Source organism: Corynebacterium lemuris, assembly GCF_024919295.1.
GTDB classification, from domain to species: domain Bacteria; phylum Actinomycetota; class Actinomycetes; order Mycobacteriales; family Mycobacteriaceae; genus Corynebacterium; species Corynebacterium lemuris.
In genome coordinates, this window is record NZ_JANWTC010000002.1 from 209,108 (window position 1) to 232,478 (window position 23,371).

19 protein-coding genes are annotated in these 23,371 nt (G+C 68.2%); 10 read left to right on the forward strand and 9 right to left on the reverse strand.

Annotation, left to right across the window (positions count from 1 at the left end; translation table 11 throughout):
- Window positions 1-114 precede the first annotated feature (114 nt).
- Genes sigE through tatB form a run of 3 tightly spaced genes read left to right on the forward strand, consistent with a single transcriptional unit; the run spans window position 115 to window position 1,698 of the window.
- A complete protein-coding gene (gene sigE / locus NYP18_RS04410) occupies window positions 115-741 on the forward strand; it encodes an RNA polymerase sigma factor SigE (RefSeq protein WP_259426965.1) in 627 nt (208 codons plus the stop codon).
- 53 nt (window positions 742-794) lie between these two features.
- Window positions 795-1,190: an anti-sigma factor family protein gene (locus NYP18_RS04415; protein WP_259426966.1), complete on the forward strand. Its 396-nt coding sequence runs from the start codon at window positions 795-797 to the stop codon at window positions 1,188-1,190.
- A 37-nt stretch (window positions 1,191-1,227) separates the two neighbouring features.
- Window positions 1,228-1,698: a Sec-independent protein translocase protein TatB gene (gene tatB / locus NYP18_RS04420; RefSeq protein ID WP_259426967.1), complete on the forward strand. Its 471-nt coding sequence runs from the start codon at window positions 1,228-1,230 to the stop codon at window positions 1,696-1,698.
- 9 nt (window positions 1,699-1,707) lie between these two features.
- On the opposite strand, the gene NYP18_RS04425 is transcribed toward tatB, so the two are convergent.
- The 3 genes from NYP18_RS04425 to NYP18_RS04435 are packed head-to-tail and all read right to left on the reverse strand — an operon-like array spanning window position 1,708 to window position 4,729.
- Complete coding sequence (locus NYP18_RS04425; protein WP_259426968.1) at window positions 1,708-2,838, reverse strand: Mrp/NBP35 family ATP-binding protein; 1,131 nt, start codon at window positions 2,836-2,838, stop codon at window positions 1,708-1,710.
- Between the two features lie 24 nt (window positions 2,839-2,862).
- Window positions 2,863-3,429 (reverse strand): DUF1003 domain-containing protein, encoded by a 567-nt coding sequence (locus NYP18_RS04430; protein ID WP_259426969.1) that lies wholly within the window; start codon window positions 3,427-3,429, stop codon window positions 2,863-2,865.
- Window positions 3,422-4,729: a magnesium transporter MgtE N-terminal domain-containing protein gene (locus NYP18_RS04435; RefSeq protein WP_259426970.1), complete on the reverse strand. Its 1,308-nt coding sequence runs from the start codon at window positions 4,727-4,729 to the stop codon at window positions 3,422-3,424. The genes NYP18_RS04430 and NYP18_RS04435 overlap by 8 nt, the downstream gene beginning before the upstream one ends.
- Before the next feature lie 51 nt (window positions 4,730-4,780).
- Here NYP18_RS04435 and NYP18_RS04440 point away from each other — a divergent pair, with 51 nt between their 5' ends.
- Both NYP18_RS04440 and NYP18_RS04445 read left to right on the forward strand, forming a co-directional pair.
- Window positions 4,781-5,263 carry a YflT domain-containing protein gene (locus NYP18_RS04440; protein ID WP_259426971.1) on the forward strand — a complete coding sequence of 161 codons (483 nt, stop codon included), beginning with the start codon at window positions 4,781-4,783 and terminating at the stop codon, window positions 5,261-5,263.
- Window positions 5,264-5,274: 11 nt separating this feature from the next.
- Window positions 5,275-5,937, forward strand: a complete 663-nt coding sequence (locus NYP18_RS04445; RefSeq protein ID WP_259426972.1) for a type 2 periplasmic-binding domain-containing protein — start codon at window positions 5,275-5,277, stop codon at window positions 5,935-5,937.
- Between the two features lie 76 nt (window positions 5,938-6,013).
- On the opposite strand, the gene NYP18_RS04450 is transcribed toward NYP18_RS04445, so the two are convergent.
- From NYP18_RS04450 to NYP18_RS04465, 4 genes are all read right to left on the reverse strand, one after another.
- Window positions 6,014-9,748, reverse strand: coding sequence for a multifunctional oxoglutarate decarboxylase/oxoglutarate dehydrogenase thiamine pyrophosphate-binding subunit/dihydrolipoyllysine-residue succinyltransferase subunit (locus tag NYP18_RS04450; protein WP_259427129.1), 3,735 nt, complete (start codon window positions 9,746-9,748; stop codon window positions 6,014-6,016).
- A 126-nt stretch (window positions 9,749-9,874) separates the two neighbouring features.
- Window positions 9,875-13,597 (reverse strand): ABC transporter ATP-binding protein, encoded by a 3,723-nt coding sequence (locus NYP18_RS04455; protein WP_259426973.1) that lies wholly within the window; start codon window positions 13,595-13,597, stop codon window positions 9,875-9,877.
- The gene (locus NYP18_RS04460; RefSeq protein WP_259426974.1) at window positions 13,598-14,365 is read right to left on the reverse strand and encodes a hypothetical protein; all 768 of its coding nucleotides are present in this window, start codon (window positions 14,363-14,365) and stop codon (window positions 13,598-13,600) included.
- A gap of 69 nt (window positions 14,366-14,434) precedes the next feature.
- Window positions 14,435-15,247: a shikimate 5-dehydrogenase gene (locus NYP18_RS04465; RefSeq protein WP_259426975.1), complete on the reverse strand. Its 813-nt coding sequence runs from the start codon at window positions 15,245-15,247 to the stop codon at window positions 14,435-14,437.
- Between the two features lie 20 nt (window positions 15,248-15,267).
- Here NYP18_RS04465 and NYP18_RS04470 point away from each other — a divergent pair, with 20 nt between their 5' ends.
- Window positions 15,268-16,845 carry a carboxylesterase/lipase family protein gene (locus tag NYP18_RS04470; RefSeq protein ID WP_259426976.1) on the forward strand — a complete coding sequence of 526 codons (1,578 nt, stop codon included), beginning with the start codon at window positions 15,268-15,270 and terminating at the stop codon, window positions 16,843-16,845.
- On the opposite strand, the gene NYP18_RS04475 is transcribed toward NYP18_RS04470, so the two are convergent.
- Window positions 16,842-17,912, reverse strand: coding sequence for an alpha/beta fold hydrolase (locus tag NYP18_RS04475; protein ID WP_259426977.1), 1,071 nt, complete (start codon window positions 17,910-17,912; stop codon window positions 16,842-16,844). The two genes, NYP18_RS04470 and NYP18_RS04475, sit on opposite strands and share 4 nt — an antisense overlap.
- Before the next feature lie 196 nt (window positions 17,913-18,108).
- On the opposite strand from NYP18_RS04475, the gene NYP18_RS04480 reads away from it, so the two are divergent.
- On the forward strand, window positions 18,109-18,933 hold the full coding sequence (locus tag NYP18_RS04480; protein ID WP_259426978.1) for a hypothetical protein: 825 nt from the start codon (window positions 18,109-18,111) through the stop codon (window positions 18,931-18,933).
- Between the two features lie 12 nt (window positions 18,934-18,945).
- Window positions 18,946-20,022 (forward strand): serine hydrolase domain-containing protein, encoded by a 1,077-nt coding sequence (locus NYP18_RS04485; protein ID WP_259426979.1) that lies wholly within the window; start codon window positions 18,946-18,948, stop codon window positions 20,020-20,022.
- Window positions 20,023-20,142: 120 nt separating this feature from the next.
- Here NYP18_RS04485 and NYP18_RS04490 read toward each other — a convergent pair whose 3' ends face one another.
- Window positions 20,143-20,607 carry a hypothetical protein gene (locus tag NYP18_RS04490; RefSeq protein WP_259426980.1) on the reverse strand — a complete coding sequence of 155 codons (465 nt, stop codon included), beginning with the start codon at window positions 20,605-20,607 and terminating at the stop codon, window positions 20,143-20,145.
- A 102-nt stretch (window positions 20,608-20,709) separates the two neighbouring features.
- On the opposite strand from NYP18_RS04490, the gene NYP18_RS04495 reads away from it, so the two are divergent.
- Both NYP18_RS04495 and NYP18_RS04500 read left to right on the forward strand, forming a co-directional pair.
- Window positions 20,710-21,945, forward strand: coding sequence for an MFS transporter (locus NYP18_RS04495; RefSeq protein ID WP_259426981.1), 1,236 nt, complete (start codon window positions 20,710-20,712; stop codon window positions 21,943-21,945).
- Window positions 21,942-23,363 carry a DHA2 family efflux MFS transporter permease subunit gene (locus tag NYP18_RS04500; RefSeq protein ID WP_259426982.1) on the forward strand — a complete coding sequence of 474 codons (1,422 nt, stop codon included), beginning with the start codon at window positions 21,942-21,944 and terminating at the stop codon, window positions 23,361-23,363. Before NYP18_RS04495 ends, NYP18_RS04500 begins: the two co-directional genes overlap by 4 nt.
- Window positions 23,364-23,371: the final 8 nt, after the last annotated feature.

The following is a 23,371-nucleotide window of genomic DNA, read 5'->3' on the forward strand; positions in this document are numbered from 1 at the left end:
TGTTTTCCCCGGACCCGCGAGTTTGTGACGGATGTGGCCAGTGGGGCCCTTCCGGGGGTCTTCACAGAAGGTTGCCAGTTCATTGTGTAGTGTTCCGCAGCCCGATGTAGCACGATGGATACCATGACGCGCACCACAGGATACGACGACCAGAACCAGGCCGACGACCTCACCGGTACTGCCGCGTTCGATGCCGGACAGGGGGAGATGCCCGGCTGGGGAGAGCTGGTGGCGGAACACGCCGACAGTGTCTACCGCCTCGCCTTCCGCCTCTCGGGTAACCCGCACGACGCCGATGATCTCACCCAGGAGACCTTCATGCGCGTGTTCCGTTCCCTCAAGCACTATCAGCCCGGCACCTTCGAGGGGTGGCTCCACCGCATCACCACCAACCTCTTCCTGGACATGGTCCGCCACCGCAGCAAGATCCGCATGGAGGCCCTGCCGGAGGACTACGACCGTCTCCCCGGCACCGACATGACGCCGGAGCAGGCCTATAACGTGGCCAACCTCGATCCCGCCCTCCAGGCCGCACTGGACAGCCTCAGCCCTGATTTCCGGGTGGCCGTGGTGCTGTGTGATGTGGTGGGCATGTCCTACGACGAGATCGCCGCCACCCTCGGCGTGAAGATGGGTACCGTCCGCTCCCGCATCCACCGCGGCCGGACCCAGCTGCGGTCCAGCCTGGAGGCCGCCGCCCAGAAAGATGAGGGCGCCCAGCTGCTGCTGCGGACCCGCTGAGCCTTTCGCGAGTATTCTGGCGGGAGAAGAATGTGAGGAGGCCAGTGGTATCGATGATCCGTCCCAACCTGTCGCGCTTTCCGCGCCGACCGCGTGGGCGCCGGGAGTTCGCCTCTGTCGAGCATCTGAGTCCGGAGGCCGTCGCAGCTTTCGTGGACGGAGAACTCACGGACCCCGCGACGCACCGCGCCCGCGTGCACCTCGTGCACTGCGGGGAGTGCCGTAATGAGATCGAGAGGCAGCGGGGTGCCTCGGAGTGGCTGCGCGGTTCCAATATCGGGGCGGACGTCCGCGCACCCCATGACCTGCTCGCCAGGTTGACGGGCATCGCCAGCGGCCCCGTGAAGGCGGGGCCCGATGCGGAGTCCACCCCCACCCCCGGTCCGGAGTGCCTGCTGGACAAGGTGGAGATGATGCTGCGGGCGGTCAGGCGCAACCAGGGACTCTAGGCCGGTCCCCACCGTGCGGTGGGGCTAAGGTGGATATGTGTTTCAGAGTATCGGTTGGCTGGAGATCTTCACGCTGGTGATCGTGGCACTCATCGTTGTAGGGCCGGAGCGTCTGCCCGGTCTGATCGAGGATGTGCGCGCCGCGATCTTCGCGGCACGTCGCGCGATCAACAATGCCAAAAAGGAGCTCAACGGTGAGCTCGGCGAGGAATTCGAGCAGTTCCGTAAACCGATGGAACAGGTTGCCGAGTACACGCGCCTGGGGCCGCGGGGCGCCATCACGAAGGCGCTCTTCGACGGCGACGATTCCGCCCTCGACGACTTCGACCCGAAGAAGATGATGGAGGAGGATCCGCGGACCCCGCAACCGCAGCCTTCCCAGCAGCAGGCGCGGCAGGCACGCACTTCCGGCCCGCAGTATCCAGGCCAGCCCGACCGGGGTGGTCAGGAGGGCGGGAAGGGCGATTACGGGACCGGGGGCGGTTTCTCCTGGGCGGACATCACCTGAGGGAGCGGACTACTTCCGGCTCACACCCAGGCCGAGAGACTTCCCGGCGAGGGAGTCCCGGCGGGTCATCAGCTGCTCGGCGATCGCGGCGATGGCCACCCCGGCGGGGGAGTCCGGCTCTGAGACGGCGATGGGGTTGCCGTCATCACCGTGGACGCGCAGCTGCGGGTCCAGGGGGATCTGGCCGAGGAGGGGGACCTCCCCGCCGGTGAGGACGGAGAGACGTTCAGCGACGTGCTCGCCGCCGCCGGCCCCGAAGACGTCGAGGGTGGAGCCGTCGGGAAGCACCATGGCGGCCATGTTCTCGATGACGCCGGCGACGCGCTGGCGGGTCTGCTGTGTGATGGAGCCGGCCCGCTCCGCGACCTCGGCGGCCGCGGCCTGCGGGGTGGTCACGATGAGCAGCTCGGCATTGGGCACCAGCTGGGCCACGGAGATGGCCACGTCGCCGGTTCCGGGCGGCAGGTCCATGAACAGGAAGTCCAGGTCGCCCCAGAAGACGTCGGCGAGGAACTGCTGGATCGCGCGGTGGAGCATGGGCCCACGCCAGACGACGGGGGCGTTGCCGTCGACGAAGTGGCCGATGGAGATGAGCTTCACACCGTGGGCGATCGGCGGCATGATCATGTCGTCGACGGCGGTGGGGCGCTGCTCGGAGCCGAGGAGACCGGGCACGGAGTGGCCGTAGATGTCGGCGTCGAGGACGCCGACCTTGAAGCCCCGGGCGGCTAGTGCGACGGCGAGGTTCACGGTCATGGAGGATTTGCCCACGCCGCCCTTGCCGGAGGCCACCGCGTAGACGCGGGTGGTGGAATCGGGCTCGGCGAAGGGGATGGTGGGTTCCTCGGCACCGCCGCGCAGGGATACGCGCAGTTCGCGGCGCTGCTCATCGCTCATGACGTCAGTGGTGACGGTGACGGCACCCACGCCGTCGAGTTCCTCCAGGGCGGCCTGCGCGTTGCCGGTGATGGTGGATTTCATCGGGCAGCCGGCGATGGTGAGGTAGATCTCGACCGCGACGTCCGGGCCGGAGACGTTGATTGACTTGACCATCCCCAGCTCGGTGAGGGGCTTGCCGATTTCAGGATCCTCTACGCGGGACAGCGCGCTGCGAACAGCGGATTCGGTGATAACAGACATGGCACACCCATCGTAGTAGGCATGTCAACGATCAGGGTCTTCGGCCAGGTCACCCTGGATCGGCTCGGAGAGGTCCCCCGCGGAATCGCTGACATCGGCGGAGACGTCGTCAAGTTTGGCCTCCAGCCGCTCCAGCAGCCCGCGCAGGTCGTCGAGCTCGTGGCGCAGATAGTCGCGGGAGACCATCTCACCGACGGCCAGGCGCACCCCGGCGAGTTCCCGGGCGAGGAATTCGGTGTCGGCCTTGGTCTGTTCGGCGCGCCGCCGGTCGGCGCTGACGGTGACCTTGTCACGGTCCTCCTGCCGGTTCTGCGCCAGCAGGATCAGGGGTGCGGCGTAAGCGGCCTGGGTGGAGAAGGCGAGGTTGAGCAGGATGAAAGGGTAGGGGTCCCATTTCCAGATGAACCAGCCGCCGGCGTTGAGCGCGATCCACACGATGACGATGATGGTCTGCCACACCAGGTACTGGCCGGTGCCGAAGAAACGGGCGACTTTCTCGGCGCCGGCGCCCACGGCGTCGTCGTCGAAACGCGGGAGCCTGCGCCGGCCACCGACGGGGGTGTCCAGGTCAACGCGTCTGTATTCAGCCACGGTCCACCTGCTTCTCCACGCCCCTGCGCCCCGCCGGGCGTACGCCCTCCGAACGCCAATCCTCGGGCAGGAGGTGATCGAGGAGGTCGTCGACGGCCACCGCCCCGAGGAGGTGGTGGTCCTCGTCGAGGACAGGTCCACACACGAGGTTGTAGGTGGCGAAGTAGCGGGCGGCGGTCTCCTGGTCGTCATCGGCGTAGAGCGGCGGCAGATCCGGGTCGAGGATGCCCCCGACCAGCGTCGAGGGTGGTTCACGCAGCAGTTTCTGCAGATGGACGCAGCCGAGGTATTTGCCGGTCGGCGTCGCGGTCGGTGGGCGGACGATGAAGATCAGGGAGGCCAGAGAGGTCGGCAGATCGGGGTCGCGGGCCAGGGCGAGGGCCTCGGCGACGGTGGTCTGGGGGGTGAGCACCAACGGCTCCGGGGTCATCAGGGCGCCGACGGTGTCGGGGGAGAAACTCATGAGCCGGCGCACCGGGGCGGATTCCTCCGGATCCATGAGCTCGAGCAGCACCTCCGCCTTATTGCCGGGCAGTTCCTGGAGGATGTCGGCGGCGTCGTCCGGGTCCATCTCCTCGAGGACGTCCGCGGCGCGTTCAATGTCGAGGGTCTCCAGCAGCTCGGCCTGGTGGTCCTCGGGCAGTTCCTGGAGGATGTCGGCGAGGCGTTCGTCGTCGAGTTCGTTGGCCAGGCGGTGCCGCTGGCTGGTCGGCAGTTCGTGGAGGTAGTTGGCCACGTCCGCCGGGCGCATCCGGTCGAAGGCGGCGATGGTCTCGGCGATGGTGTCGGACTGTCCCACGCCGGCAGCGGTCACGCCGTGGATATGGGACCAGGGGACCGGGATCAGTTTCGGGGAGCGGCCGAATTTCGGCCGGGAACCGAAGACCGCGGCGCGGGTGATCACCCAGTCACGGGTGCGGGAGCGCTCGAGTTCGACATCGGCGATCTCGACGGCCCGGCCGTGCAGCTGCGGGTGCTCCGGGGCATCGGTGTGCACCTTCGAACCCACCAGGTCCCCCATGACGGTCAGCTCACCGGAGCGGACCTGGAAGGCGCGCATGGACACCGAACCCGTCGCCAGGGTGATGTCACCCGGTTCGATCGCGGCGATGCGCAGCATGGGCACGAAGATACGGCGGCGGTTGACCAGTTCGATGACGACCCCCAGGGCACGCGACTGCCGGCCGTGGGGGCGGATGTTGACCACGACGTCGCGGACACGCCCGATCGGGTCCAGATCCGGACCCCGGACCTGCAGACCGACCATGCGACCTGCGTACACACGGGAGACAGCACTCATGGGCACAAGTGTAGACCGGAACCAAACACCCCTCCGGAACGTTGAACGGGTATGAGTGCTCCTTTACGTCCCCGCCCGACGGGCTGGCCGATCGGCAGCTTCGGATCCTACGAGGATGCGCAGGCGGCCGTCGATAAGCTCTCGGACATGCAGTTCCCGGTGCAGGACCTCACCATCGTGGGGGTGGACCTGATGGAGGTGGAACGCGTCACGGGTCGGCTGACCTGGGGGCGGGTCATCGGCGGTGGTGCGCTGTCCGGTGCGTGGATCGGCCTGTTCTTCGGGCTGCTGTTCGGTCTGCTCGGCGGCGGATTCCTCACTCCTCTGCTGCTGGGCATCGCCATCGGTGTGGTATTCGGCATCGTCAGTGCCGCGGTGCCCTACGCGATGTCGGCGGGCCGCCGCGACTTCACCTCCCGGACCCAGATCGTCGCCGGCCGCTACGACGTGCTGGCGGACCCGGCCCGGGCCACCGAGGCACGAGACATCATCGCCCGTTCCGGGTTGACGCGGCAGGCGGGTTCCGGCGGGTAAACTTTCCAGTCATGAACCGCCTCCTCACCCGCGCAGCACTGCCCGCACTCGGCCTCGTGGGACTGCTGTCCCTGAGTGCGTGTACCGCCGCGGAGCCGGGGCGTGACCCCAATCCGAACCACACCAAAGCCGTGGAGATCTCGGTGTCCGCCAACTCGCCGGAACAGCTGATCCTCGGTGAGGTCTACGCCCAGACGCTCCGGGAGCTGGGCCGTTCGACGAATCTGAGCATCGTCGAAACTCCCCACGCCACCAACCGGCTGGACCGGTTGCGCTCGGGGGAGGCGGACATGATCATCGGCTGCACCGGGGTCTTCCTCCACACCCTTGACCCGGTCCGGGCGGAGGAACTGGCGGGGGAGATCGCCGCCGATGAGGTCGAGGACCCCTTCGACGAGGCCTACCGCGAGTTCATCGGTGCCCTGCCCGGCAACATCACCTCCCCGGACCCCTCCTCCGCGCAGGCCTGCGCGGAGGAGGCACGGGAGAAACAGGCGCCGGACCTGCCGCGGTCGGTGGTGCCTGTGTACAAGCGGGAGCTGTTCGACCGGACGGAGCTCGTGGAACTGACCGCTGTCACCAGGCTGCTCACGACCGAGGACATCGCCACCCTCATTGAGTCGGCGGCCGAGGAGTCCTCCGCCTCCCGCGCAGTCGCCGCCTGGCTCGGCTGAGCACCTCCCGCAGAAAGGGGACCGCCCCCGTCCGGTGTGAACCGGGCGGGGGCGGTGTTCTCAGACAGGGCAGCGGTTAGTCGAATGCCTCGTCGAGCAGCTGGGCCTGCTCCAGCTGGTGGACCTTGGCCACACCGGTCGCGGTCGAGGACTGCGCGCGGCGGGAGATGCGGCGCATCTCCGGCATGTCCGGGATCAGGTTGCGCAGGTGCTCGTTGTAGAACGGCCACGGGCCCTGGTTGGCGGGCTCGTCCTGGACGAAACGGATCTCGGTGGCGTTCGGGAAGTGCTCGAACGCGTCACGCAGACGGTTGAACGGGATCGGGTGCAGCATCTCCACACGGACGATCGCGATGTCATCGCGGTTGTCCTTGGCGCGGCGCTTCTCCAGCTCGTAGTAGATCTTGCCGGAGCAGAGCATGATGGTGGTCACCTTGTCGGTGTCACCGACCTTGTTGCCCTCCAGATCAACCAGACGCGGGTCGTTGTAGACCGACTGGAAGCTGGTGATGTCGGTGAAGTCCTCCACTGCGGAGGCGGCATCCTTGAGACGCAGCATCGACTTCGGGGTGAAGACGACCAGCGGGCGCTTCATGGTGCCCAGCGCGTGGCGGCGCAGCAGGTGGAAGTGGTTCGCCGGGGTGGTCGGCTGGGCCACGGTCATGGAACCCTCGGCGCACAGCTGCAGGAAGCGTTCGATGCGGGCGGAGGAGTGGTCCGGTCCCTGGCCCTCGTAGCCGTGCGGCAGGAGGAGGATCAGGCCGGAGGTCTCGCCCCACTTGGCCTCACCGGAGGAGACGTACTCGTCGATGATGGTCTGCGCACCGTTGGCGAAGTCACCGAACTGTGCCTCCCATGCGACGACGGCGTCCTGGTTGCCCACGGTGTAGCCGTATTCGAAGCCCATGCCGGCGAATTCGGTCAGCGCAGAGTTGTACACCATGAACTTGCCTTCACCCTTGGACTGGGCCAGGGCGTGCAGCGGGTTGTACTCCTCACCGGTGCGCGGGTCGATCGGGACGGCGTGACGCTGGGTGAAGGTACCGCGGCGGGAGTCCTCGCCGGCGAGGCGGACGAGCCTGCCGGTGTTGGCCAGGGAGGAGAAGGCGATGAGCTCGCCCCAACCCCAGTCGATGCCACCCTCGCGGACGGAGGCGGCGCGGCGCTTGGCCACCGGTGCCACACGCGGGTGGAACTCGAAGTCCTCCGGCGGGGTGGAGTAGGCCTGGCCGATCTCCAGCAGCTCCTCGCGGGTGATGGAGGTGTCCAGACCACGGGTCAGCTCCTGGGAGGAGGTGATGCCGGTCTGCTCCTGCGGGCCGCCCTTCTCGGATTCCTTGACCTCGTTGAAGACGGACTCCATCTGGTCGTGGAAGTCACGTGCCGCCTTCTCCGCGTCCTCGGCGGAGAGGTCGCCACGGCCGACGAGGTCGTCGGTGTAGCGGGCACGGACGGACTTGCGGTCGGTGATGATCTCGTACATCTGCGGCTGGGTCATCGACGGGTCGTCGGCCTCGTTGTGGCCGCGGCGGCGGTAGCAGATGAGGTCGATGAAGACGTCCTTGCCGAAGCGGCGGCGGTACTCGGTGGCCAGCTGGCCGACCCACACCACAGCCTCCGGGTCGTCACCGTTGACGTGGAAGACCGGGGTGTCGAAGCCCTTGGCCAGGTCGGTGGCGTAGTGGGTGGAGCGTGAGGAGTCCGGGGTGGTGGTGAAGCCGATCTGGTTGTTCACCACGATGTGGATGGTGCCGCCCACGGTGTAGCCGCGCAGGCCGGCGATGTTGATGGTCTCCTGGACGATGCCCAGGCCCGCGAAAGAGGCGTCGCCGTGGAGCATCATCGGGACGACGGTGTAGCCGTCGTCGCCCTTGTCCAGGATGTCCTGCTTGGCGCGGGCGATGCCCACCACGACCGGGTCGACGGCCTCGAGGTGGGAGGGGTTGGCGGTCAGGGAGACCTTGATCTCCCCGTCGCCGAACATCTGGATGTGGCGGCCCTCGGAGCCGAGGTGGTACTTCACGTCACCGGAGCCACCGATCTGGCCCTGGGTCATGTTGCCCTCGAACTCGTTGAAGATCGTCGCCAGCGGCTTGCCCACGATGTTGAACAGGACGTTGAGGCGGCCACGGTGCGGCATGCCGATGACGACCTCGTCGAGGCCCTGGCCGGCGGCCGTGTCGATGGCGGCGTCCATGAGCGGGATGAGTGCCTCGGCACCCTCCAGGGAGAACCGCTTCTGGCCGACGTACTTGGTCTGCAGGAAGTTCTCGAAGGCCTCGGCGGCGTTGAGCTTCTGCAGGATGTACTTCTGCTCGGCGTTGGTGGGCTTGGGCATGCCCGCCTCGAGGCGGTCCTGCAGCCACTCGCGCTCATCGCGGTCGAGGATGTGGGTGTACTCTGTGCCGACCTTGAGGGTGTAGGCGGCGCGCAGGCGGGAGAGCACCTCGCGCAGGGTCATGGTCTCCTTGCCGCCGAAACCACCGACGTGGAAGATGCGGTCGAGGTCCCAGATGGTCAGGCCGTGGGTCTCGATGTCGAGGTCACGGTGGTCCGGGACGGGCATACCCGGCTGGTGCCACTGCAGCGGGTTGGTGTCGGCGATGAGGTGGCCGCGGGAGCGGTAGGCCTCGATCAGCTGCATGACGCGGGTGTTCTTGTCGAGGCCGCGGTTCGGCAGGTCCTGCGCCCAGCGCATCGGGGCGTAGGGGACGTTCATCCGGTCGAAGATGTGGTCCCAGAACTTGTCGTCGGTGAGCAGCTGCGACATGGTGCGCAGGAACTCTCCGGACTCTGCACCCTGGATGACGCGGTGGTCGTAGGTGGAGGTGATGGTGACGAGCTTGCCCACGCCCAGCTCGGCGAGGCGGTCCTCGGAGGCGCCGGCGAACTCGGCCGGGTAGTCCATGGAACCGACACCGATGATGGTGCCCTGGCCCTTGGTCAGGCGCGGGACGGAGTGGCGGGTGCCGATGCCGCCCGGGTTGGTCAACGAGACGGTGACGCCCTGGTAGTCGTCGAGGGTCAGCTTGCCGATGCGCGAGCGGGCGACGATGTCCTCGTAGGCCTCGACGAACTCGTCGAAGGCCATGGATTCGGTCTTCTTGATGGCGGCGACCACGAGTGCGCGGGAGCCGTCCTTCTGCGGGAGGTCGATGGCCAGACCGATGTTGATGTGGTCCGGGGTGACCACGGAGGGCTTGCCGTCGATGACGTCGTAGGAGACGTTCATGTCCGGGTGGGCCTTGATTGCCTTGGCCATGGCGTAGCCGATGATGTGGGTGAAGGAGATCTTGCCGCCACGGGTGCGGGCCAGGTGGTCGTTGACCATGGCACGGTTCTCGAACATCAGCTTGACCGGCATGTCGCGCACGGAGGTCGCGGTGGGGACCTCGAGCGACTCATCCATGTTCTTGGCGATGGCCTTGAACATGCCGCGCAGCGGCTTGGCACCGGCCTCCGGCTTCGGGGTGGCTGCGGCACGGTCGATGGGGGAGACCGGCTTCTTCCGGCCCTTCGGTGCCGGGGCCGCCTTCTTCGCCTCCTCCGTCACCGCGGTCTCCCGCTTCTGCGGCTTATCAGATCCGATGGGGCCCGCAGAGGGGACGGAGACGGGCTCAGCGTTTGCCTTCGTCGGAGCCTTGGCCTTAACCTGCTCTGCCTGGGGTGTAGCTGCAGCGGACACCGGGGCGCCGTTCTTCTCGAACAGCTCCCGCCATTCCTTGTCCACGGACTGGGGGTCCTTCTGGAACTGCTGGAACATCTCGTCTACCAGCCACTCATTCGGGCCGAAAGTACTTGCGCTGCTCACGGCAGATGCTCGCCTCATTTCGTTGCTTCCTTGGTGCAGTCGTCTAGCTGACAATAATCGTCCACTACAGGGTAGCGTGTCGCCACTCTGCACCCATCACCGCTGGGGGCGTTTCCTCCACCCCCGTCAGGAGTGTGCCCGCCACAGGGCGGAGTACACACCCTGCCGGTCCAGCAGTTCCGGGTGGGATCCGTCTTCGATGATACGTCCATCATCGATGACGAGGATTCGGTCGGCCCGCGCGGCGGTCGCCAGACGGTGCGCCACGACCACGGAGGTGCGCCCCCGGGTGATACGGTCCGAGGCGTCCAGGACGGCTGCCTCGGTGGCCGGGTCGAGGGTCGCGGTGGCCTCATCGAGCAGCATCACATCAGGGTGGAGCAGTTCGGCGCGGGCCAGGGCGATGAGCTGGCGCTGACCGGAGGACAGACCCCGGCCGCGCTCGCCCACACTGTGCCGGAAGCCGCCCGGGATGCCGGCGATGATGTCGAGTGCACCGATGCGCCGCACCGCCTCCTCGATGTCGTCTTCGGTCGCGGAGGGGTCACCGTAGGCGATGTTCTCGGCGACGGTGCCGATGAACAGGTGCGCCTCCTGCGGGACCTGCGCGATCGCCCGCCGCCACCCGCTGAGTGGGAACTCCCGGATGTCGGTGCCCGCCGCCGTGACGCGTCCCTCGACGGGGTCGTAGAAGCGGGCCAGCAGCTTCACCACGGTTGATTTGCCCGCCCCGGTGGGGCCGACCAGGGCGACGGTGCTGCCCGGCGCGATGGTCATGTCCATCCCGGCGGCCACCAGCTGGCTGTCGGGGCTGTAGGCGAAGGAGACGTTCTCCAGGGCGAGGGTGCCGCGGGCTGCGGTGGCGGCGTCGTCACGCTCCTGCGGGCCGGTGTCGGCGACGGTGGGTCGTTGGGCGAGCAGGTCGGTGATGCGGCGGAATCCGACGGCGGCCTGCTGCCAGGAGTCGAAGATCTGGCCCAGCTGCTGGATGGGCCCGTAGAGCTGGGCGAGGTACATGACGAAGGCGACGAGTACACCGGCGGTCAGCTGGCCGTCGGCGACGCGGGTGGCGCCGACGCCGAGGACGATTGCGGTGGTGATCTGGGAGATGGCGTTGACGCCGGGGAAGTAGAGTGCGACGGCCAGCTGGGAATTGACGCGCAGGCGGCGGTAGCGTTCGGATTCCGCCCGGAACTCCTCGAGCGCGCCGTCTGTGCGGCCGTGCATCTGGGCGGTGCGTAGTCCGTTGATGTTCTCCTGGAAGGCGGCGTTGACGGTGCTGACCTGTTCGCGGGCGCGGGTGTAGAGGCGGGAGGAGATCCGCCGGAAGATGAGGGTGACCACCACGATGAGGGGGATGGCGGCGACGGCGACGAGGGAGAGTCCGGCGTCGGTCCAGGCGAGCATCCCGATGATGCCGACGAGGGTGCCCACGGAGACGATGGACTGGGCCAGGCCGGTCTGCAGGAAGGAGCTGAGGGTGTCGATGTCGGTGGTCATCCGCGTCATGATGCGCCCGGACTGGGTCGTCTCGTAGTAGCTCATGGACAGCCGCTGCAGGTGGGCGTAGCTGCGCAGCCGCAGGCCGTAGAGGAGACGTTCACCGGTGCGCGCGGTGAGGACCACCAGTGCGGTGGCCGCGGCCCAGCTCACCGCGACAACCAGCAGGCCGCCGCCGGCGATCCACCACAGGGTGTCCAGGGAGCGCTGGCCGACGCCGTCGTCGACGGCCCAGCGCATGAGGGTGGGGAAGACGAGGTCGGTGGCCACTCCGATAAGCAGCAGGCCGATGACGGCGAGGATGAGAAAGCGGACCACGCGGAAGAGGTCGCGCACCCGGAATCCGCTGCGGTCGGAGCGCAGCCGGGTGGTGTCGATGCGTGGCTGCTCGTCCGCCGGCGGGAGCTTGTCGACGCGCGCCAGCAGTTCCGGCGTCGCGGTGATCGCGGCCGGACCACCCCCGCCCCCGCCACCCCGCCCGCCGATGGCGCCGGAGACGTCGGCGACGTGCTCGGTGCGCTCAGCCGGCAGGTCCTCCGGCCACAACTGTGCGCGTTCCGGTTCCGGCAGGGTGCTGCGGTCGGGCAGGGCGGCGGGGGAGGGGTCCATGATGGCGGTGAAGCGGGGGTCCTCCGCCAGGGTCTCCGGGGTGCCGGTGACGGTGATGCGGCCGGCGTCGATGATGGCGACGCGCTCGGCCAGGTCGAGGGTGGACTGGCGGTGGGCGATGGCCAGCACGGTGACGTCGGCCAGTTCGGCGCGCAGACCGGCGAGGATGCGGGCCTCGGTGGTGGCGTCGATGGCGGAGGTGGCGTCGTCGAGGATGAGCACGCGGGGACGGGCGAGCAGTGCGCGGGCCAGGGCGATGCGCTGGCGTTGGCCGCCGGACAGGGTCAGGCCGCGTTCGCCGACGACGGTGTCCATGCCTGCGGGCAGGCGGTCGATGAACTCGGTGGCCTGGGCCAGGTCCGCGGCGTGGCGGACCTGTTCGTCGGTGGCGCCGGAGCCCATGGCGATGTTCCCGCGGATCGTGGTGGAGTAGAGGAAGGCCTCATCGAAGACACAGGTGACGGCGCTGCGCAGGTCGGCGCGCCGCAGGTCGCGGTAGTTGATGTCCCGGCCGTCGGGGGTGGTCAGGGCGAGGGTGCCGGCGTCCGGGCGGTAGAAGCCGCCCGCCAGCTGCACGGCCATGGACTTGCCGGAGCCGGCCGGTCCGATGAGCGCGAGGGTCTCACCCGGGGTGATGTGCAGGGTGGTGCCGTCGAGCACCCGGTGGCCGTCGGTGTTGAACTCCACCCCCACCAGCTTCAGACCCAGGGGTCCTCCGGGAAGGTCGACGGGGTCTGCCGGGTCCGGGTCCTGCGGGCGCATGTCCAGGATCTCGGTGATCCGGTCGAGGGAGGCCAGGCCCATCTGGAAGGTGACGATCATCGAGGAGAGCATCCCGACGATCTGCGTCAGCGAGGTCAGGTAGACGGAGAAGGCGAAGAAGGTGCCCACGGTGATCTCCCCGCGCAGCACCAGCCAGCCACCGAGCAGGATGTTGATCACCAGCGCGACCTGGGGCAGGTTGCGCAGCAGCGGCTGGAAGCGGGACTGCAGTTTCGCGGCCCGCATCTTCGCGGCGTAGAGCGTCCGGCCCAGGCCGTCCAGGTGGTCGGTCTCGCGTTCCTCCTGGGCGAAGGCCTTGACCACCCGCACCCCGGTGACGGTCTGCTCGACGTGCGTGGCCAGGTCGGCGGTGGTCTGCTGCGCCACCCACGTCGCGGCGTACATGGAACGCCGGGAGGCCACCGCCACGCCGACGATGACGGGCATGAAGGCCAGGGCGATGACGGTGAGCAGCGGGGAGACCCACAGCATGACGCCGATGGTGATCAGCAGCTGCACCAGCATGCCCAGGGCCCAGGGACCCATGGCGATCATGCCCTGGGTGGCGTTGAGGTCGGAGATTGAGCGGGAGACCACCTGGCCGGTGACGATGCGGTCCTGGCCTGGGCCGTCGAGAAGCTGGAGCCGGTCGAGGATACGCACCCGCAGCGTGTGCTGGGTGTCGATGGACAACCGGCCCGCGAGGTACCGGCGCAGGAACTGGGTGAGGTAGCGCGCCACCGCCACCCCGATGAGCACCGCGATGATGGCGTACAGGGGCTCGAACTGCGGTAACACCCGGGTGGCGGGGGACTCTGTCGCCGCCCCGGTGGCCACGTCCACCGCGGAACCGGTCAGCAGCGGGATGAGCACCTCGAAGATGACGGCCGCGACGGTGGTGAGCAGGGTGACGGCGGTGATGCCGCGGCGCTCCCGCAGCGCGGCGGTCAGTTCGCGGACGCCGGAGTGGCCCGCCACCTACTTCACCGGGTCGGTGAACCGGGCGGGGACCACCCCGAGGGATTCGCGCACGTTGGCGATGACGGACTTCGCCAACCTCCGGTTGGCCACCGTGCCGGCGATCGCGCCGATGCCCAGCGGCAGGATCTTGCCGAACCACGCGCGCCGGAACTTCCGGGTCATGTACTTCAGGGCCGTGCGGATGAGTCGGTTGTTCATCTCGGTGAGCTTCGGGGCGGTGAAACGCGCCACGGTGGTCATCGTGGGCACGCCCTTCGTCGAGCCGACATCGCCCACGAACGTGTCGACGACCGCGGAGCCCTTCGCCCCGAGCAGCGCCACGAGGATGAGTGTCTTGCGCCGGTTCTCATCGGTGATGTCGATGCCGCGCAGTTGTGCGCTGGCCAGGGTGTACCAGGCGGCGGCGTCGAGGAAGACGAGGGATTCTGCGCCGATGGCCGCGGCCCCGAGGAAGAAACCGATGCCCGGGATGGTGGCGGCCGCTCCGGCACCCGCGCCGGAGCTGGTGGTCAGGCGCAGGAAATGCTGGTCGATGGTCTCCTGGATCTCCCGCGGGGAGGCCTCCGGCCGCCGCTTGCGCAGGTGCTCGACATAGCCGGCGATGGCCGCGGCCTGCACGGAGACGGCCTTCTCCAGCGCGGAGATGAACAGGCGTCCGGCGGGGCCGATGTTGGTCTCCAGCACCGACGGGTCGGAGCCCAGGCCGTCGAGGATGACCTGCTGCCCCGAATCACCCCGGGAATTATTGGACTTGGCGAGGGCCATGGCTGCTCCTTTCAACTACTCCAGAATAAACGCCCCGGAGCTGCGGATGGTTCCCTGCCACCGCTGTCCTCAGTCCCGGTCGGCGTAGGCCTCGGCCGCCTCGACCTGCTTTTGCGTGGGGCGCACCCCGGTGTAGAGGACGAACTGCTCGGCGGCCTGGAGGGCCACCACTTCGCCGCCGTTGATGGTGGGCACCCCCAGTCGCTCGGCCGCCTCGATCAGCGGGGTGCGCACGGGATAGGCCACGACGTCGAAGACGAGCTCGGCCGCGGCGATCGAATCATCGGCGAAGGCCTGCACGCGTTCCTCGGAACCGTGCATGCCCAGCGGGGTGACGTTGACCAGCAGGCGGGCCTCGGCGGGCACCTCCGCGGAATAGGCCCAGTCGTGGCGCTCGGCCAGGGCCGCGCCGGTCTCGGCGTTGCGGGCGACGATGGTGCCCGTCATGCCGTGGTCGGCCAGGGCCGCGACCACCGCACCGGCCATCCCACCGGAACCGCGCACCGCGACCGGCAGGTCCGGGTCCACCCCATGGCTCTGCAGCAGGGAGGCCACCGCCACGTAATCGGTGTTGTATCCGACGAGTTCACCGTCGGTGTTGACGATCGTGTTCACCGCCTGGATGCGTGCGGCGGAGGGGTCGAGCTCGTCGATCAGGGGGATGACGTCCTGCTTATAGGGCATGGACACACCCGCCCCCCGGATCCCCAGCCCCCGGATGCCGGCGACGGCCGCCGTGATGTCGGTCGGGGCAACCGCCTTGTAGAGGTAGTTGAGGCCGAGCTCGTGGTACAGCCAGTTGTGGAACCGCACCCCGTGGTTGCTGGGCCGGGCGGCCAGCGAGATACACAGTACGGTTTCGCGGTCGACGTAGTTCACCATAGCTCACTACCGTAGTGGGTATGGGCACGTCTGACATCCCCGGACCTCAGGTCCGCACCACCGCCGGGGTGGTGCGGGGGCTCGTGGACCAGCAGCTGGGAATCCGGACCTGGCGCGGAGTGCCCTTCGGAGCGAGCACCGGCGGTGACAACCGCTTCCGCGCCCCCCGCCGCCCCCGGCACTGGCGCGGCGTGCGCGACGCGACGAATTTCGGTCCCGTCGCCCCGCAACCGACCTACTCGTGGACCGACCGGGTCATCGGCTCGGAGAACTGTCTCCACCTGGACATCGTGCGCCCCGACACCGACGAGGAACTGCCCGTGGTGGTCTACCTCCACGGCGGCTCCTTCATCATGGGTTCCTCACACGAGCCGATGCTGCGCGGCTACCAGTTCGCCACGGCCGTCAACTGCGTCTACGTCTCCGTGAACTTCCGCCTCGGCGCGCTGGGTTATCTGGACCTGCGCAGCCTCGGCGAGGACTGTGTGGCCAACCCGGCCCTGCGCGACCAGCTGCTGGCGCTGCAGTGGGTGCAGGCGAACATCGCCCAGTTCGGCGGTGACTCCGACCAGGTCACCCTCATGGGGGAATCCGCCGGTGGGGCGGCGGTGGCCACCCTCATGGCCGTACCCGCCGCCGAGGGACTCTTCCACCGGGCGATCGTCCAGTCCCCGCCGATGACCATGGTGCACTCCCGCGCCCAGGCCACCCTGTGGGCCCGGGAGCTGGTCTACCAGATGGCCCTGCCGCGGCAGACCACACTCAAGGACCTGCGTGCCGAACACCCCCACGACCTGGTACGCGCCGGACAGTCGATGATGTGGCGCGGCCGGGAACTGCAGCACCTGAACACCACCTACGCGCCCACGGTCGACGGCACGCTGCTGCTCGACCACCCGCTGAAGGTCTTCGAGGCCGGGCAGCAGATGCAGGTGCCGATGCTGGTGGGCACGAACTCGGATGAGGCGAGCTTCTCCAAGTTCTTCTACATGCGTAACTCCGCCCGCTCGCGTGCCGCCATGCGGCTGCTCAGCGCCTTCGACCCGGAGGAGGCATCCTTCGTGCTCTCCGCCTATGACGGGGCCCTCGACCGCGCCCAGTTCGCCGACCTGCTTGCCGACGCCCTCTTCTGGGCACCGTCCGTGCGTCTGGCCACCGACCACAACCCGCTCGCCCCGACCTGGATGTACCGCTTCGACTACGCCCCGGCAGCCCTGCGCTGGTTGGGCCTGGGGGCGATGCACTCGCTGGAGCTGTCGGTGATCTTCGGGGACCCGGGGGCGTCGAGAACCTCCGGGCTCTCCCGCTTCGGCGGGATGGAGGGCATGGCGGAGCTGACCGACGAGATGCAGCACCACTGGGGCCGGTTCATCCACCACGGTTGTCCCGGTGCGGAGTGGCCCGCCTACCGGCCCCCGACCGACACCGCACCGGCGCGGGCGACCATGGTCTTCGACTCGCCCCCACACGTGGAGTTCGACCCGAAGGCCCGCAAGCGGCGCGCCTGGGTCGACTACGACATGACCGAATGGGGCAACGGGCGCCCGGAGCTGCTCGCGGAGCTGGGACTGCTCATCAGCGCCGAGCTGGGCCGCTAGCGCAACCGGTGCCTGCTCCGCTCCGCCAGTTCGCGCAGCGCCCGGGTGAAGACAGCGGGTTTCTCGAAGTGGATGTCATGCCCGGCTCTGACGTGGACGGTCCGGTTATCCACCAGCAGCTTCTCCACCCGCGCCAGGTCCTCGTCGGTGAGGGCGGCCAGCAGGACCCCGTCTGCGCCGTAACTGGTGCCCGCCTTGAGGAAGGTCGTGGGTGCGGTGACGGAGCGCAGTGCGGTGGCCTGATCGAAATTCCTGTGCCAGCTCCGGGAGATGAAGAAGGCGTGTGACCACCAGCGGTCAAAAGGATGGGAGATCGATTCCCAGATCCGGTTGATCGCCGGGCCCAGGTACCAGATGTTCGGGGGGTCCTGCGGGTGCTGCCGCCGCTGGGCGATGACCCGCCCGGAGATGAACGGCCAGAGGTCGCCGAAGAGCGTGCCGATGTAGGCGCCGGGCAGTGCGTGGGCGAGATAGTCCTCCTCCCCGTCCGGTTTCTCCGCCTGGGCGAGGTAGCCGGCCAACAGGTCCAGATCCTGTCCGACGAACGTGCCCGGCACACGGTTGGGGTCGGTGGCGAAGAAGGGTGCATCCTCGATGAGCACACCTGCGATGTCACCCGGGTGACCGGCCGCCATCTGCACGGCGATCAACCCGCCGGAGGAGTGTCCGGCGACGAGGAAGGGGGCGTCGAAAAGCTCCCGGCCGAGCAGGACGAGGTCAGCGGCGATGACGGTCGCGCAGTAGTCCGCCCTGTTCCGGGAGGAGCCGCCGTGACCGTGGACGTCGACGGCGACGACATCGAAATCCGCACTGAGATCGGGCAGAACTTTGGCGTAGTCGTGCCACAGTGACCCCTGCCCGGGAATGAGCAGCAGACCGGGCCTGCCGGTGCCGCTGGTGCGGGCGTAATGGAGGACGGCGCCCGGGCGGATCTCCCGGCGGTGGGTCCTCACGCCGGCGGCGTAGGCCTTGTGGACCGGCCCCCGGTAATAGTTGCGGGTGGTGTGGTGGAGGCGGGCGGCGGCCAGACCACCCGCCAGCAGCAGTCCGGTGGCGGTGTGCAACATGGCGTCTCCAGGGCAGTCGGGAGGGGTCTGTGGGGCCAGTATGCCTGCTCCGGCCGGGCGGACAGCGGGAATTCGGGCGGCCCCGGGCGGGTTGTCGGCGCGGCGCCGGTCACGGGGCTAGGCTGGTTGCGGATTGCCTGCCGTTGGCGGTCGTCGATAAGAGAACCGGGTTCACATGGAAGGACACCTAACACTCATGAGCTTCTTCGAGGACATTGCCACCGCCCTGGACACTGAGGGAATCGAGTCGCGGGTACACGATGACACCATGTCCGTGCCCATCACCTCTGACCTGGAGATCCAGTTCCAGGAGATCGACCCCCACATGCCGGCCGCGAATGTCTACATCGCCGCCGCCGACGTCGACGAGGATGACGAGAACTTCGAGGCCGTGCTCGTCTCCGTGGTGTTCTCCGTCGAGGATGCCGTGGACACCGTCGCCCGACACGTCGCCACCGACCAGGTGGTCACCGTGCTGCGTGACCTCCTGGAGGGCACCGACGAACGCATCGGCGACCTGGAGTTCTACCAGGATGCCGTCAACGCCAACCTGGTGTGCGCCGAAGTCGGCCAGAACTCCGAGCTGCAGGTCCTCGTCGAGGTCCTCGACGGCGTGCCCAGTGCCCTCGTCCAGTTCGTCGCCGCCGGAGACTCCTTCGAGGGCCTCATCGACGAGGCCATCGACGAGCTGTGGGAATCGGACGGGGAGGCCCAGCTGAGCGAGGAGGACCGCCAGCGGATGTTCGCTGACATCTCCGCCGACGTGGAGTTCGCCAACGAGGAGGTCCTCGACCTCGGGGTGTTCACCGATTTCGACCGCCTCTTCGACGTCATCTCGCTCGCCGCCGACCACGCCGAGGACTGGGAGGAGCAGCTCGCCCCCTTCGATGAGGACGAGTTCGAGGAGCCTGACGTCTACGACCTCTACGGCGCGGATGAGGAGGACGACGACTCCGTGGACGACGAGGATGACTTGGACGACCTGGATGAAGATGAGGATGACGACGTCCGCGACGAGTGACTGACACCGCAGATGGTGCTGTCCCAGGTCCGGGAGCGGGTCTCCCGGCTACGTGAGAGGCCGCCGCTGGCGGAACGCCTGGCGGCGGTGGACGCGAAGGTCGACCAGCTGCCGAGGCTGGGTGAGGTCGCCGTGGCGCTCGAGAGTGCCGACGGCACGCTGCGCCACACCCACACCACCGGCGCACTCGACCCCGATGCGCGTTTCGCCGCGGGTTCGGTGAGCAAGCTGTTCACCCACGCCATCATCTTCCACCTCATCGACGCCGGCCGGTTGAGCTACGACAGTCTCATCGCCTCCCGGGTGGCCTCAGGTTCGCTGGAGGGACTGCACGTCATCCGGGGTGAGGACTACAGCGCCGACCTGACGGTCCGGCACCTCATCGACCACACCTCAGGTCTGGCCAGCTGGGAGGACACCCGGGATCCCGGCGGGCGCAGCATGCTGGAGCAGATCGTGGACTGGGACCGGGTGGTCACCGTCGACGAACAGATGGAGATCGCCGCCCGCGCGGGAGCGAAATTCCCCCCGGGGCAGGGCCGGAGAGCACACTACTCCGACCTCAACGCTGAGCTGCTGTCCCAGGTGGCGCAGCACACCACGGGCCGGACCTTCCAGGAGCTGGCCAACCGCTACATCATCACTCCGCTCGGCCTGGAGCACACGACCTTCGTGGTGCCGGGCATCCGCGACTATGCGGAGGTGCACACCCGGAAACACCCGGTGTGGTCCTCGCGTTACCTGTCCAGCTCACCGGCCTCCGGTGGGGTGGTGTCCACCGCGCGGGACCTGATGACCTTCATCCGGGCCTTCCACACCGGGGAGATCTTCGACCTGGCGCATATCCAGGACCCGGTGCTGCGTCGGATCCAGCACCGGCCGCTGCGCTACGGCGCAGGGATGATGGCGATGGGAATGTCGCGGCCGCTGAGCCCGCTGGTCCCGGCCCCGCTGATCCTGGGACACACCGGTGTCCACGGGGCCTTCGCCTTCTTCTGCCCTGCGCGTTCGGCGTTCATCGCCGGTTCAGTCAACTCGATGGACACGTCCCCCTTTGAGCTGATCTACCGCTATCTCGCCGCGCTGTAGTTTCTGCGCCCGCCTGTCCATTCCGCCCCGTCCGCCGGAAACCCGCGGGCAGGGTCGTCGCAGGGCTGCCCTCACAGGTTCGTCCTCGCAGGGTCTCCACGGAATCCTACGCGGCACCACTCAGGCCGCCTGCGTGAAGCCGATGAACAGGGAAGCAGGGGAGGGGACGGGGACGAAGTGGCGGTCGACCAGCCAGACGAAGGTGGCGGCGTGCCCGCTGGGGACCTCGTGGACGGAGTCGATGAGCTCATCGTCGACGAGTGCCCGGACCCAGCCTTCCGCGAGCACGGGGTCGATCGTGCGGTGCGGGTCGGTGATGCGGAGCGTGATCAGGTAGACGGGTTCGCGTTCCCCGCCGTAACCGAGGACCCGGGCCTTCGCGCGCTCGCCGACGCGGCGGCGGGTGAGCGTCATGGTCAGGTCCCCGCCCGGCAGGGCCTTGCTCGGTGGCCGCCAGTTGGCGGTGGGCCGGGCCAGGGAACGGGGGTGGTGGAGGATGGAGTGGAGGTCACGCAGCGTCCCGGCCTCCCGGGTGCGCAGGGTGGCGGCGACGGCGGGCGGGGTGTTCAGGTGGTTGATGTTCATGGGCTACAACCTAGGACTCGGGGACGACACATCTGTTCGATATCTCGAACAAGTATACGATAATGGCTGTTTGCCGGGGGAGCGGATAGTCTTTATGGCGATATGACAGATCAACAAAAGGTGCAGCACAGGATCCCCACGGAGATCTGGGTCCTGGTGGCGGCCGCCTTCATCATCGCCCTGGGATACGGGCTCGTGGCGCCGATCATCCCGCAATTCGCCGTCAGCTTCGACGTCTCCATGGCCGCTGCCAGCGCGGTCATCTCCATCTTCGCCGCCTCCCGGCTGCTGTTCGCTCCGGTCTCCGGCCGGCTCATCGACAGACTCGGCTCGCGCCGGGTCTATCTCACCGGCCTGATCACGGTCGCGGTGACCACCGCCGCCGTCGCCGCCGCCCAGGAGTACTGGCACATCCTGCTGTTGCGCGGCATCGCCGGCATCGGTTCGACGATGTTCACCGTCTCCGCGATGGGGCTCATTGTCCGGCTCGCCCCACCGGAGATCCGCGGCCGGGCCTCCGCGGTCTACGGCACGGCCTTCCTCGTGGGCAACATCATCGGCCCTGTCGTCGGAGCGGCGCTGTCCATGATCGGCATGCGCGCCCCCTTCGTCATCTACGGCATCTCCGTGGGCCTGGCCGCCTTCGTGGTGTGGTGGAAGATGCCGCGCCAGGACGATATTTCCCGCCGCAGGTCCGAGGAACCGCCGATGCGTTTCGGCGAGGCCTTCCGCGACAGCGCCTACCGTTCGGCCCTGGTCTCCGGTTTCGCCTTCGGCTGGATCAACTTCGGTGTCCGGGTGGCCACGCTGCCGCTCTTCGCGGCCGTCGTCTTTGAGCACGGCGGTGCCATCGCCGGCCTGGCCATGGCGACCTTCGCCGCCGGCAACGCCGTGGTGCTGCAGTTCTCCGGACGGCTGGCCGACACGGTGGGACGCAAACCCCTCATCATCACCGGCCTGGTGGTCAACGCGATCTTCACCGGTTCGATGGGCTTCGCCGACAGTTTCTGGCTGCTGCTGGTCGTCTCCGCGCTGGCGGGTGCGGGCGCGGGCATGCTCAATCCGGCGCAGCAGGCGGTGCTCGCGGATGTCGTGGGCAACCAGCGCTCCGGCGGCAAGGTGCTCGCCAACTTCCAGATGGCCCAGGACTTCGGCGCCATCACCGGCCCCATCCTCATCGGTGCGGTCGCCGAGACCTACGGCTTCACCACCGGCTTCCTCATCTGCGGCGGCATCGGCCTGGCCGCTGCGGTGGTGTGGTCCTTCGGCCGCGAGACGCTTGCCGACACCCGCCCCACCCTCCGCGAGGCAGCGCAGGCGCAGGAGACCGCCAAGTGACGGGGAAGACCCCAGGAACTCAGGCGCAGACGCCCATCCCGGAAAAACAGGCCTGGTGGGCGCTGGCCGCGCTGAGCATCGGACTCTTCGTCACCCTGCTCGACCAGTCCCTGGTGGCGGTGTCCCTGCCGCGCATCCGGGAGGAGCTCGACGCCAGCATCAACCAGGTCGTCTGGGTCTCCGCGGTCTACCTGCTCACCTTCGCCGTCCCGCTGCTGATCACCGGCCGGCTGGGTGACCGTTTCGGACAGCGCAACGTCTACCTGGCGGGCATGGCGATCTTCACGCTGGCCGCCCTGGCCTGTTCCATGGCCCCCACCATCGAGTGGCTCATCTTCCTGCGCGCCGTCCAGGGGCTGGGTGGATCGCTGATCAACCCGCAGCCGTTGAGCATCATCCACCGCATCTTCGCCCGTGACCGGCGCGGTGCCGCCACCGGCATCTGGAGCGCGGTGGCCAGCTCCGCAGGACTCTTCGGCCCCGTCATCGGCGGCGTGGTCGTGGGCACCGTCGGCTGGCGCTGGGTCTTCTTCCTCTATGTCCCCCTCGGCCTGGTCTCCCTGCTCATGGTGGCCCGCTTCGTGCCGCGTCTGCCCACCGGGGCCAGCCGCATCGACCTGCTCAGTGGCCTGGTCTCCCTCATCGCGGTGCTCGGCGTGGTCTTCTCCCTGCAGCAGGGTCCGGAACTGGGCTGGACCTGGTGGCTGTGGCTCATCCTCGCCGGGGGCCTGGCGGCCCTGTGGCTGTTCATCCGCCTGCAGCGCACCGCCACTGCCCGCGGCACCGACGCCCTTGTCCCGCTCGAGCTCTTCCGCCACCGCAACTTCGCCCTCGGCATCACCGCCGTGGCCACCCTCGGTTTCACCGTCTACTCGGTCAACCTGCCGATCATGCTCTACCTCCAGATCGGCCAGGGCATGCCCTCCGAACTCGCCGGGCTCATGCTCGTGCCAATGGGCGTGATCTCCGTGTTCATGGCGCCCGTGATCGGCAGGATGACCGACCGGGTGGCACCGGGACGCATCTCCAGGATCGGCTTCCTGTCCATGATCGCCGCGATGACGCTCTTCGGAGTGTTCATGCACCTGGATCTGAACCCCTGGTGGATGCTGCTGCCGGTGGTCGCGCTCGGCTTCGCCAACTCCATGTGCTGGGCCCCGAACTCCACCATCTCCCTGCGCGATCTGCCCGCGGATCTGGTGGGGGCGGGTTCCGGCGTGTACAACACCTCCCGCCAGGTCGGTGCCGTGATCGGTGCCGCGGCCCTGGGTGCGGTCATGCAGATGGGCACCCAGAACCTCAGCTTCGGGGCGGCGATGGGCAACGCCCTGCTCCTGCCGGTGGTCTTCCTGGTCATCGGCCTGCTGGCGGTGTCGGGGTTCCGGTCTGCCCCAAAGGATGCCGAATCGATGCGCTGAGGCCTTGA